A 16,948-nucleotide genomic window follows, 5' to 3' on the forward strand; every position below is an offset into this window, starting at 1 on the left:
GTCGATGGAACAGCCACTACTGCTCAGGCCGGGCCGCATCGGCTCGCTCGCGCTTGAACACCGCATTCTGATGGGCGCGATGCATCTGGGGATCGAGGGGGAGCCCAGCCGGCTCCCCCAGCTGATCGCTTTCTATGTGGAGCGCGTGCGCGGCGGGGCGGCGCTGATCGTTACCGGCAACGCCGCCGTACTGCCTGAAGGAGGCGGTCACGGCATGTTTTGCCTGACCGACCCGGAACACCGGCGGCAGCTCGAGGAGCTGGCCGCGGCCGTCCGCAGATCGGGCGGCCGGCTGGCGCTGCAGCTGGCTCACAGGGGCCGGTATGCCACAAGCCGGGAGACGGGCCTCACGCCGCTTGCGCCAAGTCCGGTCCCTTCCCGGCTGACGAAGGAAATGCCCGCCGAGATGACGGCGGAGGACATCGCCCGGTTGAAAGAAGCGTTCGCGGACGCCGCGGCGTTCGCGGCGTCTGCGGGTTTTGCCGCGATTGAAATTATGGGCTCGGAAGGCTATCTGCTGAACGAGTTCGCGTCGCCGCTGACGAACCGGCGGACCGACGAATACGGGGGAGACAGCGAAGCCCGGATGAAGCTGTGCCTGGAAATCGTCAGCGACATCCGCGAGCGGGTCGGGCGCGAGTTCCCCGTTATTTACCGGATGTCCGGCGACGACTGCATGGAAGGGAGCACGACCCGCGAGGAGACGCTGAGCTTCGCCCGCAGGCTGGAGCAGTGCGGGGTTGACGCGCTCAATGTGGGGATCGGCTGGCACGAATCGACGATCCCGACGGTCGGGGCGATCGTGCCTGCAGGCGGGTACGCCCATGTCGCGGCCGCCGTCAAAGCCGCGGTTTCGATTCCGGTCATCGGCGCGAACCGCATCCATACGCCGGAGATAGCCATGCAGGTCGTCGCCCGGGGAGACATGGACTTTGTCGCGCCCGCTCGTCCGTGGCTGGCCGATCCTTCGTTCGCCCGGAAAATCGCGGATGCCGACCGCGACGCCCTGAATTTATGCGTTTCCTGCAATCAGGCGTGCCTGGACCATACGCTCGGTCATCCGCCCAAGCCGGTCGGCTGTCTCGTCAATCCGCGCACAGGCAGCGAATCGGTCGGCCTGAAGCCGGCGGACCGGCCGCTTGAGGTCGCCGTGGTCGGCGGGGGCGTAGCCGGATTGCAGGCAGCCAAGACGGCGGCCGAACGCGGGCACCGCGTGACATTGTACGAGGCGGAGAACCGTCTCGGCGGACAATTCCTGCTTGCTTCGCAAATTCCCGGCAAGGAAGTATTCCGTGAAACGGTGCGTTATTACCGGGTCGCCCTCCAGCGTCTCGGCGTCGACGTGCGGATGAACACGGCTCCGTCCGCAGCTGAGCTGGATTGCTATGACCGCGTCATTATGGCGACCGGCGTGAAGCCTTATGTTTCCGAAGCGCTTGAAGGCGCGGAGCTGCCGCATGTGTGCGCTTACCCCGACATTTTATCGGGAGCCCGGCCGCTCGGCAGGCGGATCGTCATCGTGGGCGGAGGCGGAATCGGCTGCGACGTCGCCCATTATATCGCCGAACGGATGAGACTGCGGCCGGAGGTGGAGGCGTTCTTCGCAGAGCGCGGCTGCGAAGCGAAGCACCCGGTTGAGACGAGCATTACGCTCATTTCCCGTTCGGAGAAGGTGGCCAAAGGCGTCGGGCCGACCTCCCGCTGGGTGCTGCTTGGCGAGCTGAGACGACGAGGCGTGCACGTGTTGAAGGGCTTCCGCGCAGCTTCGATCACGGCGGAAGGCGTCTGGGCGGAGAACGGCGAGGACAAGCAGTTTTTGCCGGCCGACCAGGTCGTGCTGTGCACGGGGCAGGAGCCGCGGGTCGTATTGGCGGAAGAGCTGGACGGCCGTCCGGGCGTCGAATGGGCCGGAGGGGTGAGCGACGCTGCGGAGCTGAACGCCGCCAAAGCGATTCGCCATGCTTACGAAATTGCCGCCAAGATTTAAGATCAGGCAAACAATCCGGCTGTTATCGACCTATTTACTCAGATTGAAAGGATGCGATTTCATTGTCTCAGTCGTTCAAGGATAAAAAAGTGCTCATTACCGGCAGCTCTCGCGGCATCGGACGCGCAACCGCACTGGCCTTCGCAAAGGAAGGCGCGGATGTCGCCATCCATTACCGCCGGGATGCGGATGCGGCGAACGAGACGGCGGAAGAGGTACGCAAGCTTGGCGCGCAGGCGCTCGTATGCAAAGCGGAGCTGGAATCCCCGGCCGAAATCGACGCGATGTTCGATACGATTCAGCAGGAATGGGGCGCGCTCGACGTCTTTATGGCCAATGCGGCCGCCACGGCGTTCAAGCCGCTTATGGATACGAAAGATTACCATATCGACCGGACGTATCAGGTCGTCATCAAAAGCGTGCTGCACGGTGTTCAGCGCGCCGTTCCGCTGATGGAAGGCCGGAAGGGCCGCATCATCACCATATCCAGCTTGGGCAGCGTATTTACGCTTCCGAACTATTCCAATATCGGTTCGGCCAAGGCCGCGCTGGAATCGCTGACGCGTTATATGGCCACGGAGCTCGGACCGAAAGGGATCACAAGCAACGTCATCTCCCCCGGCGTGGTCGAAACCGATTCGGTGCGGTTTTATGCCAAGGAAGGCTTCGACACGTTCAAGGCGAACGTCACCAGCCGCACGCCGCTTGGCCGCTTGACGCAGGCGGAGGACGTGGCGGGCCTTGCGCTGTTTCTGGCCAGCGACGCCGCGAGCTTTATTACCGGACAGGTCATCGGCGTTGACGGCGGATTGACGCTGATTGCGTACGGACCTGACGGACGCTGACCGTCCGGGTTCAAGCGCAGTGCGGCGGGCGCCTCGCCTTCCGTGCGAACGGGTTGTAAGCATGACAAAAGCCGGCTGCGGTCAGCAGCCGGCTTTTTGCCGTCACGGGGATGCCAGGGCGTTGCGGTCGGCTGCTTCCGGCGGCTGCTCCAGCCAGCCGTTATCGATCAGAATGTTGGCTCCGTCCTCTACATAATTCGCGACCTGCAGCATGATCCGCCCATAACGCTCGGCGAGGTCGTGCCTGGCGCACATCGACAGCGCGTTCCCGTAAGAGCGAATGCGCATCGTAAACATATCCAGCTTATGAAACATCATCAGCTTGTCCGAGAACGGCGCGATCGTTGAAGTCGTAACATAAGGGTCGACGATCGGCGGCGCGGACAAATGTTCTTTTTCCAGAACCTTGCACAGCAGATCGTAATGCTTCTCGGCAAGCTCCCTGCCCCGAATAAAATAAGCTTTGGCCTGCTGCGAGCTCGCAACCTGGCTGAACCCGATCAGGATCGCTTTGCTTGTGGCGTTGTTCTCGATATTGTCGTACAGATGGGTAATTTCCATGGCCTGCAGCGGCCGGACATCCCCGAAAAAACCGTTCAGGTAGCTTTGTTTCCGGATATACTCGACATTCTTCGGGTACGGCGTGTAGGGCGGTTTTGCAAGAAGTCCTTTTGCGATCAAGTTTTCGTTGACCGCGTTTATCAATTCCAGCGCGGATTCGACGCAATGCGTGAAAAAATGGCGAATATCCGGCCGGGTGACAAGAGGGACGGCGATTCCGTAAAGGCTGATGCCCGCTTTGCCGACGTATTTCAAATAATGCAGGCAAAATTCGTCGCTGAACAAACGCGGAGCTCCTTTTACGACGTCTTCGTCCGTAAAGCCGACCGGCAGCGGAAACTGCTCTTTGGACATTATATCTTTGATTTCCGCGACGAATTGCTTCGATAAGGACATCGACCGGTCAACGATTTTTTTAATCTCATGATCCTCGACATGCTCCAGCATATGGGTCAAAACGCAAATGCACATGGTGTTTCCCATATAACTGGCCCACAGCTTCCCCTGTTCGGCAGCGGTTAATTTATCGCTCCTGCCCTTCGACGTTGACGATTTCATGAATTGAATAAGCCATCCCGCCCCCTGGTCAAATTTTCTTTAATTTTCACCGTTTTCCATCGTTCTATGCAGAAGAGGAGAAAGTTGTACGCTGACCTCGCTTATGGGATCGGAGGCACACAATTGGCTGCCTGCGTTAACAGCCCAGCAACAACCGCGAAAGCGCTGAATAGGCTGTAATACGTTCATGCCGGGCCCGATGACAAGCCGGCCGGGCAGGAAACGGGCGACCATGCACCTCACGGCAATGCATGCAGGAGTATTCCAATCTTGAAGGGGGATCTTATGCCTCGTTATGTAGGGAGCAAGTGGAGCAAGACGGCCGCGATTCGCAAACACGCGCAGCTGGCCAAATACGTGCCCGAAACGCTCAAAATGACCCGGACATCCTTATTCGATCAGTTGAAGCGGCACGGAATGGTTTATGTAAAACCGGACCGCGGCACTTACGGCAAAGGGGTGATGCGGGTCAAGCGTCACGGCGGCGGTTTCCGCTATCAGCACGGAAGGAAGCTGCGGAAATTCAGCCGATACGGGGCACTGTACCGATCGATCAGGCGTCAAACCGGAGGAAGACGCTATCTCGTTCAGAAGGGGATTCATCTGCTTGAATTTAAAGGGAGAAAGTTCGATCTCCGGGTCATGGCCCAATACTCGCCGTCCCGGACCTGGGAAACGACCGGCATTATCGGCAGGGTCGCCGCAAAAAACAAAATCGTCACCAATTACCACAGCGGGGGCAAAATCGTTCCGGCCCATGTATTGCTGCGGCCGCATACGAACCAGCCGGGTGCGAAGCTGCAGTCGCTGTCGACGCTTGGCGTTCAGGCAGGCAGGGCGATGCAGCAAGCGTTCCCGGGCGTTTACGTCATCGGCCTGGACATTGCCATGGATAAATCGATGCATCCCTGGATCCTGGAGGTCAATACGCGGCCGGACCCTTATATTTTCAGGAAACACCCGGATCCGAAAGTATTTAAGAAAATCATGCGGTATTCCAAAGCGTATCCCAAAAAATAAAAACGCCTAACCGCCAAACCTTCCGTTCGTCCCGTTCGTCCCATTTGTCCCGTTCGTTCCATTCGTCCCCTTCGTTCCGTTCGACGCCAGACCGCGCGGCAGGGGCAGAAGCTCGATTGTCCGGTCGACGTACGGCTTGAAGTCCGGCGTCCGGATGACCGCCGCGTTTTTCGAACCAAGCAGCTTCTGCTCCGATACCTTCCACGTATGCGATTGCCGGTCTGCGCGGCGGAATGCGGCGAAATTGTAGGAAGAGGTCGTATACACCTTGAAGCCGTTGCTCAGGCACGCCCGGATAAAACGAACGTCGGAACCTGCCGTGACCTTCGTCGAGAAAGACACTTTCTTGAATACTCGTTTGCGGAACATGATGGTCGCGCCTGCGATTCGTCTGCACCTCCCGTACGGCTTTACGGAAGTTCTGCGCAGCAGCAGGACGGAACGGTGTGGGAAGAAGAAGAAGCAGGAGCGTTTGCCGATGACGTCCGCTTTTTTTTTGGAAAACAGAAGCATGGCTTCATCCAAATAATGAGGCGAATAGTAGTCGTCGTCGTCGAATTTGGCGATATAGGGGAAGCGTGCGCGGGCAACTCCGAAATTCAGGCAGGCGCCTAAATTGCTGCGCTCATCGACGCGAAAGATGCGAACGTTGCTTTGCTGACGGGCGAGCTCCCGATAGGGGCTCAAGGCGATGCCGTTATCGTTGACGATCACGATGAGCTCTTTGTCCTGCCATAATTGACGATTGAAGTTATCGAAAATATTCTCCCTATGATTTTTGCGCATCGTAGACGTAATGACGGTGACGCCTTCATCTTCATTCAGAGACAAAAATCTTCACCTCCGGTCCTAATATTGTTGCATATACGGGCTATGCGCATAGTCCGGCGCGAATCTCTTATCATAGTTTAGAAGAGAGCCGCGTTGGAAGGAGAAATTGAAATGACAGCGTACAACCGGGACTCGGAGCGCACCGTTTGTATCATTGGACTTGGTTTTGTCGGTTTGCCGCTTGCCATGAGTTTTATTGCAAAAGGATTTCGGGTCGTTGCGATCGATACGAACGAGCGCAAGCTAGCGGCGCTTGCGGCGGGGGACAGCTATGTTCAGGATGTTTCCGGCCATGACCTTCTCGAAGAGATTTCCTCCGGCCGGCTGGAATTAACCGGACGGTACGATGCGGCTTCAAAGGCCGAAGCAGTGATGATCTGCGTTCCGACCCCTTTATCTTCGGACGGCACGCCCGACCTTGGCTTCCTGCTCGATGCCTGCAGACGTCTTTCCCATGTGCTGAGAAGCGGCCAGCTGATTATCATTGAGAGCTCCACTTATCCGGGAACAACCTCCGGGCAGATCAGGGCGGTGCTGGAAACGAGCGGCAGAAAGGCGGGGCATGATTTCTATCTGGCCTATTCTCCCGAACGGATTGACCCCGGCAACCGGGACTGCGGCATTCACCAGATCGCGAAGATCGTCAGCGGTACGTCGGAAGCGTGTTTGGGACGGGTTGCGGATCTCTATCGGACGGTCTTCGACCGCGTGATTCCCGTGTCCTCCACGGAAGCGGCGGAAACGATCAAGCTGCTGGAAAACAGCTATCGTTTCATTAATATCTCCTTCATAAACGAATTCGCCATGCTGTGCGAACGCCTCAGCTTAAACGTCTGGGAAATTATCGAAGCTGCCGCCACGAAGCCTTACGGCTTCAGCGCTTTTTATCCCGGACCCGGCATTGGCGGGCACTGCATCCCCGTCGATCCGCTTTACCTCCAATGGAAAGCCGCGCAGTCGGGACAGATCAGCCGCTTTATCGAGACGGCCCTGCAGATCAACCGTCAGATGCCGGATTATCTCGTGCAGGAAATCAGGAGGCATTTGCCTGAAGGGACAAAGCTGAACCATGCGCGGATTCTGGTATACGGCGTGACCTACAAGCCGAATATCGCCGATGCCCGGGAATCGACCGCGATGGCGATTATGGAAGCTCTGCTTCAGCAAGGGGCCGACATCCGCTATTACGATCCTTATCTCCCCTCGGTACAGCTGCCTTCCGGCAGCATCGTCCGGCGGACCGAGCTGACCGCGGCGGCGCTCGAGGAAGCGGACTGCCTGCTCATTCTGACGAACCATAACGAACTGCCGGTTCAGTTGATTGCCGAGCACTGCTCGTTCGTTTACGACACGCGCAACGCCGTGAAAGAAATTCGCCGGGGAGCGAAGCTCGTTACGCTAGGGAACGGAAGTCGAACGCCGCAATAATACGTTGTGCCGGATCAAGGTCAACCGGCGATGAAAGGTTGGCCTTGACTGCAATTCTGCGCCCGGCATCGGATCATGATATATCTTAATTGACGTAACGTTTGAAATTTCTCGTTTTGCGGACAAGCGTGCACTGTGCCATATAGCGGCGCACGCTTTTCTTCTGCGTATGGCTGCCGGAGTTTTTTCTTCGGATACAAACATAATATCGTTTGGATACGGAATAGACGCGAAAGCCTCTGCGGATGCATCGGCCGACCCACCCGGAATCAGAGCCGACCTTTTTAAACTCGGGAAACCGGACTTTCCTCCATACCGATTTCCGAAAGACCAGCGTACCGCCTTTGATGCTGCGCCTGTATTTCCATTCGCCGCCGCGGCGGAATACCATCAGCGCCCGTTTTGACGTGAAATAAAGATAGGCGGTATGTTTGCCTACGACGGAGGCTTTGCCGCGTTTAATCGCGCGGGCGGCTTCCTGCAAATACCGCGGACCGTAATAATCGTCGTCGTCAAACTTGGCGATAATGCCGCCGTCGGCTTGGCTGATCGCATAATTCATGCATTTGCCGAGCTTATACTTTTGCGGAAGCTGGAACACTTTGATTTCGTTATCCCGATATTGCCGCGCCCGCTGCCGGTAAAGCTCAACGTCCATTTTATCGTTGTTTAAAACGATGATCATTTGTTTGTCCTTCCAAAGCTGCCGGTCGTAATTCTCGAAGACATTGTCGATGAAGGAGGACCTCATTGTGCATGCGATAACCGTGATCACTTTATCCATTCCCTCCGTTCGACTCGGATTGAAGCTTCGCTTTGCGCCGGTTCCATAAACTATTTTTCCTGATTCGGTACAGCCTTCGATCGATCACCTTTCGGTATAAGCGGAGAAATTGGTCGGTCATGATGACGTCGGAGTAACGGGTTCTGGCATAGCGCCTGCATCTGCGTGCGGTCGGCAGCTGTTTGCGGCGTTTGACCTTGAACGCCATGCCGGACGTCGTGCCGCAGAGGAGCTGCGGCAATCCGCGAAGCACTTCGGGAACGGCTCCTCTCCTGAAGCCGAGCACGGGGGTGCCGCTGGCCAGCGATTCGACCAGGACCAGGCCGAACGGCTCATCCCAGGTCGAAGTGAACAGGACACAGCTGGCATTGGCGAGCAGCCTGCGTTTGCGTTCTCCGCCAACCGGGCCGATATACCGGATTTTGCTGCTCAAATGCGGCTTGATTTGGGTATTAAAATATTTTCTGTCATTTAAGGTTCCGGCGATGATAAGCTTCATGCCTGTTTTCTTGGCGACCTTGATGGCCAGATGAACGCCTTTTTCCTTGATCATTCTCCCCAGGAAGAGCAGGTATTTGCGTTTGGCCGTCTTAAACGTATAATCCTCCATCCGGATGCCGTTATAGACGGCATAGCCCCTGCGTCTCCCGTATTTGCGCAAAATGAATTTGCTTACGTAAACCGGAATCTGCACGCGGCTCTTGATCCTTTTGGAATGTGATTGACAGATCGTCGGAATCGGAGGATTCGCTTTCGCAACAATCCCATAGTGGTCGTGAATAATGTCCACATCGGGCGGCATGTGTTTAATAATGAAATCCAGCTGCTCCTGCCGGTCATTCGATTCATATTCGAACGTACGGGTCGCGTTTGATGTCGAGCCTTTCTTTGCGAACAGAAACACCTCATGCCCCCGTTTGACCAGTTCTTCCGTTAAATAATGAACGTCGCGCTGCGTGCCACCGTAATTCTTCGGCGGGACCGGAATCGTATTTGTCGAGATTTGAACAATTCGCAATTGTCCCCCAGCTCCTTAGGTCAATATCTTCCATAGGCATTCCATGTAGAATATGAATGGACATTCGTGCAGGTCACGGCGCTTTCCTCAATTTAAGCTTCGTTATCCGGCCGCATTCGGCATACGGCCTATACCGATTGAGCATCATTTTCATAGAATAATAGCAATCGATGGAGAGGGGAGTGAAGCTGTTGAAAGGACTGATCCTTTGTGCGGGAAAAGGCACCCGGCTCTATCCGTTTACCCGCAGCCGGCCGAAGACGCTGATGCCTGTCGCCAATACGCCGCTGCTGCATTTTTCGATCATGAAATTCGTGGAGCTGGGGATACGGCAGGTCGGCATTGTCGTTCATCCGTCCCAGGAAGCGGACATCCGCGGTTTGTTCGGCGACGGCGGGGCGATGGGCGTCGAATTGACGTATATTGATCAGCATGAGCCGAGAGGAATCGCAGATGCGTTAAAACAGGCGCGGGCTTACATTGCGGAAGAACCGTTTCTGCTGCTGCTCGGGGATAATTTGATATCCGCTTCGTTGAAGGATTTGAAGGACGATATCGAGCTTGGCGGTGTACAAGCATCCCTGCTGCTCGCGGAGGTTGAAATCCCGCAGGATTACGGCATCGCGGTCATCCGGGATTCCTGCATCGTCGGCCTGGAAGAGAAGCCGGCCATGCCCAAGTCCAACTTGGCGGTCATGGGCGCTTATGCGTTTACGCCGGCAATCTTTGACGCGGTCGATGAAATCCGGCCTTCGAAGCGGGGCGAATATGAAATAACGGACGCGATTCAATGGCTGATCCAGGAGCGCCGCGTTGTCAGCTACCGCGTCACCGATCAGCTGAATATCGACGTCGGCACGATGGAAAGGTGGCTGCAGGCCAATCAAAAGCTGCTTGAGGCGAAAGGATCGAAAAACAACATTCATGAATCCGTTATACTGGAGCGCTGCACGATCCTGGAACCGGTAACGATCGCGAGAGACTGCGTGCTGAAGGACTGCAGGATCGGGCCGTACGTATCGGTCGGCGCAGGCTCCAAGCTGGAAAACGTTCAAATCGAAAACAGCATCCTGTTAAACGGCGTTCACGCCAGTCATCTTCCGTTCCCGGTGAAGCAGGTTATTTTCGGCGAGCACGCCATCGTCGCCGGCGTCCTTGCCAGTGAAGAGGTGAAGAAAGCATGAAGGTATTGATTATCGGTACGGGTTATGTCGGTTCCACAACCGCAATGGTTTTTGCCGAAACCGGCTGGCAGGTGACCGGACTGGATATTGACGCTTCCAAGATTGAACGGCTGAAGAAGGGAGACCTGCATTTTCACGAGCCGGGTCTGCAGGATCGCATTGCCGAGCATGTGCAGAGCGGCCGGTTGCGGTTTACAACGGACAAAGAAGCGGCGATCGCCGGCCATGACGTCATCTTTATATGCGTCGGAACGCCGGCAGGGGCGGATGGAAGCGCGGATATGCGCTATATCCGGCTGGCGGCGGAGGATATCGGGCGCGCCATGAACGGGTACAAGCTCGTCGTTGTCAAAAGCACCGTCCCGGTCGGTACGCAGGAGCAGGTCAAAGCTTGGATCGAAGCGGCGCAGCGGCAGGCGTATCCCTTCGATGCTGCCTCCAATCCGGAATTTTTGAGGGAAGGCAGAGCCGTGGAAGACGCGCTGCGGCCCGACCGGATCGTGATCGGCACCGACAGCCCGCGCGCCGCGGAAATGCTGCAGACGTTATACCGGTCGTTTTCGTGTCCATTGATCGTAACCAAGCCCAGAGCCGCGGAGCTGATCAAATATGCGTCCAATGCGTTTCTGGCTACGAAAATTTCGTATATGAACGAGCTGGCAAAGCTGTGCGACGCGCTTGAAGTCAACGTTAAAACGGTAGCCGAAGGAATGGGGCTGGATGCGAGAATCGGTCCCGGCTTTCTCCAGGCCGGTCTTGGATACGGAGGCTCCTGCTTCCCCAAAGATTTGTCCGAGCTCGTCACGACCTCCAATAAACATAATTCCGGGCTTCGAATCCTGGAACAAGTGATGGAAGTCAATCGTCATCAGTTCGCCTATCTGCTCGGCAAGGCGCGGTCGCGGCTGGGAGGCTTCGCGGGCAAGCGCATTGCGGTTCTCGGGCTTGCTTTTAAACCGGAAACGGACGATATTCGCGAAGCGCCGGCTCTGCGGATTATGGAGCAATTGCTGCTGGAACAAGCGGACGTACGTTTGTACGATCCGGTTGCGGTTCTGCCGAATCGTTCCCCCTATCAAGCGGTGACGGTCTGTGCCGCGATTGAGGACGCTTTGATGGGCGCGGATGCGGTCATCCTGTGCACGGAATGGTCTGAATTCGGCCGGGTCGATTGGGAGAAAGCGAAGCCGCTGCTCGGACAACCGCATTTTTACGACGGTCGAAATATGATGGATGCGGCGCAAATGCGCGAGCTGGGGTATGATTATTACAGCATCGGTAACGACCATTGAAATCACGGAAAATAAAGGATCGACTCGCGAAAGGCGGCTTTGGATTCAGGCCATTCGCGGGTCGATTTTAGATTTCAATTGACATCTAAAGTGAATATAGTTTACTCTATCGCTAGTAAACCTATATTGAACCCCCCTGCTTATGTTATATTACTTTACATTAAAACTTGGGGGAAAAGGAGAACTGGAGTCAACATGACGGAATACGGGCAGATTACGGATTACGAAACGTTCGAATTGGGCGACGTCCGGCTTCAAAGCGGCGCGACACTGCGCGGCGCGAAGCTGGCCTACAAGACCCACGGGACGCTGAACGAGCGGAAAGACAATGCGATTCTTTACCCGACGAGCTACTCCGCGACGCATAAGAACGAGGAGTTCCGGATCGGGGAAGAGAAGGCGCTGGATCCGGGCAAATATTTCATCATCCAGGTCAATATGCTGGCGAACGGGCTGTCGTCTTCGCCGAGCAATACGCCGATGCCCTTCAATCAAGCGCGGTTCCCGAACGTAACCGTTCTGGACAACGTATTGTGCCAGCACAGGCTCGTCACCGAAAAATTCGGTATCGAGCGTCTGGCGCTCGTCGTCGGCTTTTCCATGGGAGCCCAACAAACGTTTCAATGGGGAGCCGCATTTCCGGACATGGTTCAGCGTATCGCGCCGATCTGCGGGACCGCTTCGACCACGCCGCATAATTTCGTATTTATCGATGGCTTTACAAGCGCTTTGCGTGCGGATGCCGCATGGAACAACGGATTTTACGACAAGCAGCCCGTTATCGGCATTCGGGCGATGGGCAGGGTGTATGCGGGCTGGGGACTGTCGCAAGCGTTCTATTACCGCAGGCTTTACCTTGAGCACGGATTTTCCTCGCTGGAGGACTACATAGTGACCAACTGGGAAGGCAATTTCCTGAAAAAAGACGCCAACAACCTGCTCGCCATGGCCTGGACCTGGCAGCATGCCGATATCGGCATGACGCCGGGCTGCGGCGGAAGCCGCGAGAAAGCGCTGGGAAGCATTAAGGCGAAAGCGATGATCATGCCGGGACAAACGGATTTGTACTTCCCGCCGGTCGACGTCGAATACGAGGCGCAATTTATTCCCGGTGCGGAAGTCCGCGTCATCCCAAGCGTTTACGGTCATGCCGCCGGCGGAAGTCTGAGCCCGGAAGACATGGCGTTCGTCGAGAAAGGGCTGAAGGACCTGCTGGAAATGGAATGAAAGGCGCGCGGCTGCAGATCAACTCTCGATAAGAAGGAGCGTGTAGCGATGATAAGAGAAATTCGCCAGCCCGGAACACACAGCTTCGTATTTAGTCCTTACCCGGAACCGATTGCGTCGGTACGTCCGGGAGAAACGGTGGCGGTATATACGATCGATGCGTTCGGAGACCTCATCACGTCTGAAACGGACATACCGTCGAAAATACTCGGAAACCACCTGAACCCTCAAACCGGACCTATCTTTATTGAAGGCGCGGAGCCCGGTGACACGCTTGCCGTCCATATCCTCGACATTGAGCCGACCCGGGATTGGGCCGTCAGCGCACACCTGCCGAATTTCGGCGGCCTCACCTCGACCGGCTTGACCCGGACGCTGAACGAGCCTCTGCCGGAAAAAGTGTTCATGTATCGCCTTGAGGACAAATTCGCGATTCATAATGAGCGGCTCAAATTTCCGTGGCGGCCGTTTCTGGGCACGATCGGGACGGCCCCGGAAATCGAAGCGATTTCCGCGCTGGCGCCGGGCAATCACGGCGGCAATATGGACGTGCCCGACACGAAACCAGGGAACACGGTCTATTTGCCCGTATGTGTGGAAGGCGGGTATTTCTTCACGGGAGACTGTCACGCGGGACAGGGAGACGGCGAGCTGTGCGGCGTGGCATTGGAAATCGCGGCCAAGGTCACCTTGAAGTTCGATTTGATCAAAGGAGCATCCATCGCGTGGCCGAGAATCGAGAGCCCCACGGAGCTGATGGTCGTCGGCAGCGCGCGGCCGATGGAGGATGCCGCGCGCATCGCGTATGCGGAGTTGATCGAGTGGATGATGGAGCTCGGATGGGACAAATGGGAGGCTTATCAAGCCTTGACCCAAATCGGCAAGCTATATGTCGGCAACATGGTCGATACAAACTATTCGCTGGTCGCCAAAATCGATAAGGCTTACGCAATGCTTTCGTCCTGAACGGGCTTCATCCGATTTTTAGGATGCGTCTTGCAGGGCCTCTTCGGCCCGGCATGTCACCGAAAATATCGGCGTCGGTTAACGGTTCCCCTTCGCGCCTTCAAGAGCGCGAAGGGGATAATACGTCCGGTCAGACGCGCGAAGGGGAGAAGGCGTGCGGTCAAACGTGAACGGTTTTGCTTGCGTAAAATTCCCCGAGTCTGACGAGCCCTTCCTGCAGCTGCTTCTCGTCTCCGGCAAAACAAACGCGCACCAAATATTCCCCTCCCGGACCGAACGATCCGCATGGCGCAACCATAACCCGGTTCGATTTTAACAATTCCACGGCGAACTCTTGTGCCGTCATACCTGAGGCCTGCACATTAATGGGAATATAAAAAGTTCCCTTGGGAACGGTGAAGGGGATATTCGTCTCCTTCAGCAGCCGGCAGGACAAATCGCGTTTGCGCCGGTACAATTCCCGCATTTCATCCACGAAATCCTGAGGCCCGTCCAAAGCCGCTTCTCCCGCTTTTTGAGATATGGAGGAAGCGCAGGTCGTGACGGGCTCCTGCAGCTTGCATATCAGCGGAAAGAGGGATTCCGGCACGATTGCATAAGCCAGCCGCCAACCCGTCATCGCATACACTTTGGAAAAGCCGAAAATGCTGATTACCCGGTCGTGCAGCTGCGGATCCAATGCCAGCGGACAAATATGTTCGCCTTCAAAAACAAGTCCGTCGTAGATTTCATCGGACAGGATGTAAAGATCATAGGTCCGGGCAAGCGACAGCAGCTGCTCCCATACCTCTTTCGGGTACACGGTGCCGGTCGGATTGTTCGGCGAGTTGACGATGACGGCTTTCGTAAGCGGGGTAATGAGCGATTCGATCTCTTCGATGACCGGGAGATAACCGTTCTCTTCTTTCGTCGAATAATAAACGGGTACCGCGCCCTGCATCCGCACCAACGCCTCGTAATTGGGATATACCGGGTTCGGGATCAGCACCTCTTCTCCCGCTTCCACCAGGGCCAACAGACTGAGATGGAGCGCGGAAACCGCCCCGGCCGTAACGACAATGCGGTTTATGGGGATATCGAGCCGATAGTCCCGCCGCATCCTTCGGGAAATCGCTTCGCGAAGGGAAGGAAGGCCGGCGTTTGCCGTATAGTGCGTATACCCCTCACTCATGGCCCGGACCGCGGCTTCCTGAATGTGAAGCGGCGTCGCCGCGGAAGGTTCCCCGATTTGAAGCGAAATGACATCGGACAACCCTTCGGCGTAATTCATGATTTCCCGAATGCCGTTCATCCGGATGCTCTGCCGGGCTTTCGCGAAAGGCTTCATCCTGTTGTTCCTCCTTTATGGGATCTCTACGTATACCCTATCAAAAAAAGCCGCGGTTGTCGCGGGATTCCGCCGATTTTCGAGTGTGCGGACGGATGCCGGCACTTTCGGGCGCGTGTCTAGAAATCTTTTAACAGGTAGTCGATCGCGTTGCCGTTATGAACCGACCGGTCATCGCACAGCAGCTTGCATTTTTTTTCGGTCAAAAACTTTCGCGCCAGCCCTTTATCGTGAATAATGTACTTGAGCGTATGACTGTCCGACTCCGGCAAATACGTGGACATGCTGTACGCAAGATACTCGGCGGGCGTGATAACTCTGCCGTCATCTCTGACGACCAGCTCCGATTTTTTAAACCCGGTCATCACGAGCAGTGAGTGGTCTTCGTAATACTCCTTTTCCGGCTGATTTTTAAACAAATAATAGCATTTGACCATGGGTTGTCCTCCTCGTATCGAGCATGCTTGAGTTTATTCATGTTAAGTTCAGGCAAATACATGTGAGATTAACTTACATGTAATCGTACAATAAGAAATGCAATGTTGGCAATACTTTCGATCGATCCCATTCCGATAACTTAAGCATTCTTTTTTTCTTCCGGTGTCGATTTAACCGCATGTTATTCGTCGATCTTAATAGAAACTCGTAAAAAGGAGACAGGACAAATGAAATTCGTATGTTTGGGATATCTCGATCCCGCGAAAATGGATGCCCGCCCCAAGGAGGAAATCGACGCCGTCATGCAAGCTTGCCAGCCTCATCTCGAGCGGTTCTATAACAGCGGCCGCGTCGTGATCGATGCCGGTTTATCGCCGGATACCAAATGCTTGCGGCGGCAGAACGAGAAGGTGATCGTTACGGACGGACCTTTTGTCGAGAGCAAAGAGATGATCGGCAGCGTGTTCCTCATCGAAGCGCGCGACATGGAGGAAGCGGTCGAGATCGCCTCGCTGCATCCAACGACACAAATCGCTTCGGGCGAGCAATTCGGCTGGCGAGTCGAAATTCGCCCCATTCATTATTACAAGCCATTTGAATCGAAGCTGTAAACTCTTTGCTCCTCCAGCGGCTGCTGGAGGAGTTTTTTGTTGATGCCGGCAATCGGTTAAGGGTTCAAGCTGTCAGACGATATGGCTGTTTTTTCACGATACTGTTGACGCTTTCACTAACATAATAATTACCGCATATTGACAGCTGAGCATGAAACGTGTATTTTGATTTACATCAGTGTAAATCAAAAGGGGGACGACATGCCGCGCACAAAAAAGCAGAACGAGGAGATTCGCCGGCTTCGCAAGGAACAGCTGCTGCGGTCGGCGCTCGAGGTTTATGTGGAAAATGGCTACGCCGCATCCGATATCGGTGAAATCGCCAAGCGGGCCGGTCTCGTCAGGGAGCTGGCCTATTATTATTTCAAGGACAAGAAGACGCTGTTTCGCGTTTTGTTTCAAGAGATGATCGGGAAAGCCGACGATTATATCCGGCAGCTTTTTAACAGGGAAGGTACCGTTCTCGAGGTGCTCGAAACCTACGTGGAAACCATGCTCGCCAACACGTTCGAGGACCGGAACAACGTCCTTTTCTTTATGCGCATGGGCTACGATATACACGCCGTCTTCGACGAGGGCGAGCTCGAAGCGCTGCGGTGGCCGCAGCTGTACATGGAGCAGATTGTCGGCTTGCTCGGCAGGGGAATGGAAACGGGCGAGATCCGGACAATGTCGCCGATGCTGCTTGCCCTGCAGATGTGGTCCGCGCTGGAGCAGGCGATCCGTTATCTGAACGAGATGAAAAGTACACTGGAAGCGGAAGGAAAATCCCGCGAAACGATCGATTCCGCCATTTCGCAGCATATGCGGGATGCCGGGTCCGTCTGTTTGGCGATTGTGCGTAACCCCCATTTTACGAGCCCTTGACCGG

At 55.7% G+C, this 16,948-nt stretch carries 16 protein-coding genes; 10 read left to right on the forward strand and 6 right to left on the reverse strand.

The genetic code is table 11. The features are described 5' to 3' along the window. Positions 1-4: 4 nt before the first annotated feature. Positions 5-1,987 (forward strand): FAD-dependent oxidoreductase, encoded by a 1,983-nt coding sequence (locus PD282_RS13030; protein WP_274651108.1) that lies wholly within the window; start codon positions 5-7, stop codon positions 1,985-1,987. Positions 1,988-2,049: 62 nt separating this feature from the next. Further along, positions 2,050-2,832 (forward strand): SDR family oxidoreductase, encoded by a 783-nt coding sequence (locus tag PD282_RS13035; RefSeq protein WP_274651109.1) that lies wholly within the window; start codon positions 2,050-2,052, stop codon positions 2,830-2,832. A gap of 102 nt (positions 2,833-2,934) precedes the next feature. Here the strand turns inward: PD282_RS13035 and PD282_RS13040 are convergent, their stop codons facing one another. Further along, positions 2,935-3,951 (reverse strand): DUF3231 family protein, encoded by a 1,017-nt coding sequence (locus PD282_RS13040; protein ID WP_274651110.1) that lies wholly within the window; start codon positions 3,949-3,951, stop codon positions 2,935-2,937. A 285-nt stretch (positions 3,952-4,236) separates the two neighbouring features. Here PD282_RS13040 and PD282_RS13045 point away from each other — a divergent pair, with 285 nt between their 5' ends. Then, complete coding sequence (locus PD282_RS13045; RefSeq protein WP_274651111.1) at positions 4,237-4,971, forward strand: YheC/YheD family protein; 735 nt, start codon at positions 4,237-4,239, stop codon at positions 4,969-4,971. Positions 4,972-4,977: 6 nt separating this feature from the next. Here the strand turns inward: PD282_RS13045 and PD282_RS13050 are convergent, their stop codons facing one another. Further along, entirely contained in the window at positions 4,978-5,802 is an 825-nt protein-coding gene (locus PD282_RS13050; protein ID WP_274651112.1) for a glycosyltransferase family 2 protein, read from the reverse strand. Between the two features lie 111 nt (positions 5,803-5,913). Here PD282_RS13050 and PD282_RS13055 point away from each other — a divergent pair, with 111 nt between their 5' ends. Next, positions 5,914-7,230, forward strand: coding sequence for a nucleotide sugar dehydrogenase (locus PD282_RS13055; protein ID WP_274651113.1), 1,317 nt, complete (start codon positions 5,914-5,916; stop codon positions 7,228-7,230). Positions 7,231-7,315: 85 nt separating this feature from the next. Here PD282_RS13055 and PD282_RS13060 read toward each other — a convergent pair whose 3' ends face one another. Further along, complete coding sequence (locus PD282_RS13060) at positions 7,316-8,014, reverse strand: glycosyltransferase family 2 protein (RefSeq protein WP_274651114.1); 699 nt, start codon at positions 8,012-8,014, stop codon at positions 7,316-7,318. After that, a complete protein-coding gene (locus tag PD282_RS13065; protein WP_274651115.1) occupies positions 8,007-9,032 on the reverse strand; it encodes a glycosyltransferase in 1,026 nt (341 codons plus the stop codon). The genes PD282_RS13060 and PD282_RS13065 overlap by 8 nt, the downstream gene beginning before the upstream one ends. A gap of 182 nt (positions 9,033-9,214) precedes the next feature. On the opposite strand from PD282_RS13065, the gene PD282_RS13070 reads away from it, so the two are divergent. From PD282_RS13070 to PD282_RS13085, 4 genes are all read left to right on the forward strand, one after another. Next, positions 9,215-10,216 (forward strand): sugar phosphate nucleotidyltransferase, encoded by a 1,002-nt coding sequence (locus PD282_RS13070; RefSeq protein ID WP_274651116.1) that lies wholly within the window; start codon positions 9,215-9,217, stop codon positions 10,214-10,216. Next, positions 10,213-11,508 (forward strand): UDP-glucose dehydrogenase family protein, encoded by a 1,296-nt coding sequence (locus PD282_RS13075; protein ID WP_274651117.1) that lies wholly within the window; start codon positions 10,213-10,215, stop codon positions 11,506-11,508. Before PD282_RS13070 ends, PD282_RS13075 begins: the two co-directional genes overlap by 4 nt. Before the next feature lie 195 nt (positions 11,509-11,703). Then, the gene (locus PD282_RS13080; protein WP_274651118.1) at positions 11,704-12,735 is read left to right on the forward strand and encodes an alpha/beta fold hydrolase; all 1,032 of its coding nucleotides are present in this window, start codon (positions 11,704-11,706) and stop codon (positions 12,733-12,735) included. Positions 12,736-12,783: 48 nt separating this feature from the next. Beyond that, positions 12,784-13,701, forward strand: a complete 918-nt coding sequence (locus tag PD282_RS13085; protein ID WP_274651119.1) for an acetamidase/formamidase family protein — start codon at positions 12,784-12,786, stop codon at positions 13,699-13,701. Between the two features lie 160 nt (positions 13,702-13,861). Here PD282_RS13085 and PD282_RS13090 read toward each other — a convergent pair whose 3' ends face one another. Together PD282_RS13090 and PD282_RS13095 are read right to left on the reverse strand one after the other, a co-directional pair. Further along, complete coding sequence (locus PD282_RS13090) at positions 13,862-15,028, reverse strand: pyridoxal phosphate-dependent aminotransferase (RefSeq protein WP_274651120.1); 1,167 nt, start codon at positions 15,026-15,028, stop codon at positions 13,862-13,864. Positions 15,029-15,147: 119 nt separating this feature from the next. Then, entirely contained in the window at positions 15,148-15,465 is a 318-nt protein-coding gene (locus tag PD282_RS13095) for a hypothetical protein (protein WP_274651121.1), read from the reverse strand. A gap of 228 nt (positions 15,466-15,693) precedes the next feature. On the opposite strand from PD282_RS13095, the gene PD282_RS13100 reads away from it, so the two are divergent. Together PD282_RS13100 and PD282_RS13105 are read left to right on the forward strand one after the other, a co-directional pair. After that, entirely contained in the window at positions 15,694-16,077 is a 384-nt protein-coding gene (locus PD282_RS13100) for a YciI family protein (protein WP_274651122.1), read from the forward strand. 201 nt (positions 16,078-16,278) lie between these two features. Next, the gene (locus tag PD282_RS13105; protein WP_274651123.1) at positions 16,279-16,944 is read left to right on the forward strand and encodes a TetR/AcrR family transcriptional regulator; all 666 of its coding nucleotides are present in this window, start codon (positions 16,279-16,281) and stop codon (positions 16,942-16,944) included. Positions 16,945-16,948 lie beyond the last annotated feature (4 nt).

This window comes from Paenibacillus humicola (assembly GCF_028826105.1).
Classification (GTDB): domain Bacteria; phylum Bacillota; class Bacilli; order Paenibacillales; family Paenibacillaceae; genus Paenibacillus_Z; species Paenibacillus_Z humicola.

Coding starts and splice junctions, on each gene's coding strand:
- PD282_RS13030 (WP_274651108.1), top strand. CDS start 5: ATGGAACAGCCACTACTGCTCAGGCCGGGCCGCATCGGCTCGCTCGCG.
- PD282_RS13040 (WP_274651110.1), bottom strand. CDS start 3,951: ATGAAATCGTCAACGTCGAAGGGCAGGAGCGATAAATTAACCGCTGCC.
- PD282_RS13045 (WP_274651111.1), top strand. CDS start 4,237: ATGCCTCGTTATGTAGGGAGCAAGTGGAGCAAGACGGCCGCGATTCGC.
- PD282_RS13055 (WP_274651113.1), top strand. CDS start 5,914: ATGACAGCGTACAACCGGGACTCGGAGCGCACCGTTTGTATCATTGGA.
- PD282_RS13060 (WP_274651114.1), bottom strand. CDS start 8,014: ATGGATAAAGTGATCACGGTTATCGCATGCACAATGAGGTCCTCCTTC.
- PD282_RS13075 (WP_274651117.1), top strand. CDS start 10,213: ATGAAGGTATTGATTATCGGTACGGGTTATGTCGGTTCCACAACCGCA.
- PD282_RS13080 (WP_274651118.1), top strand. CDS start 11,704: ATGACGGAATACGGGCAGATTACGGATTACGAAACGTTCGAATTGGGC.
- PD282_RS13085 (WP_274651119.1), top strand. CDS start 12,784: ATGATAAGAGAAATTCGCCAGCCCGGAACACACAGCTTCGTATTTAGT.
- PD282_RS13090 (WP_274651120.1), bottom strand. CDS start 15,028: ATGAAGCCTTTCGCGAAAGCCCGGCAGAGCATCCGGATGAACGGCATT.
- PD282_RS13095 (WP_274651121.1), bottom strand. CDS start 15,465: ATGGTCAAATGCTATTATTTGTTTAAAAATCAGCCGGAAAAGGAGTAT.
- PD282_RS13100 (WP_274651122.1), top strand. CDS start 15,694: ATGAAATTCGTATGTTTGGGATATCTCGATCCCGCGAAAATGGATGCC.
- PD282_RS13105 (WP_274651123.1), top strand. CDS start 16,279: ATGCCGCGCACAAAAAAGCAGAACGAGGAGATTCGCCGGCTTCGCAAG.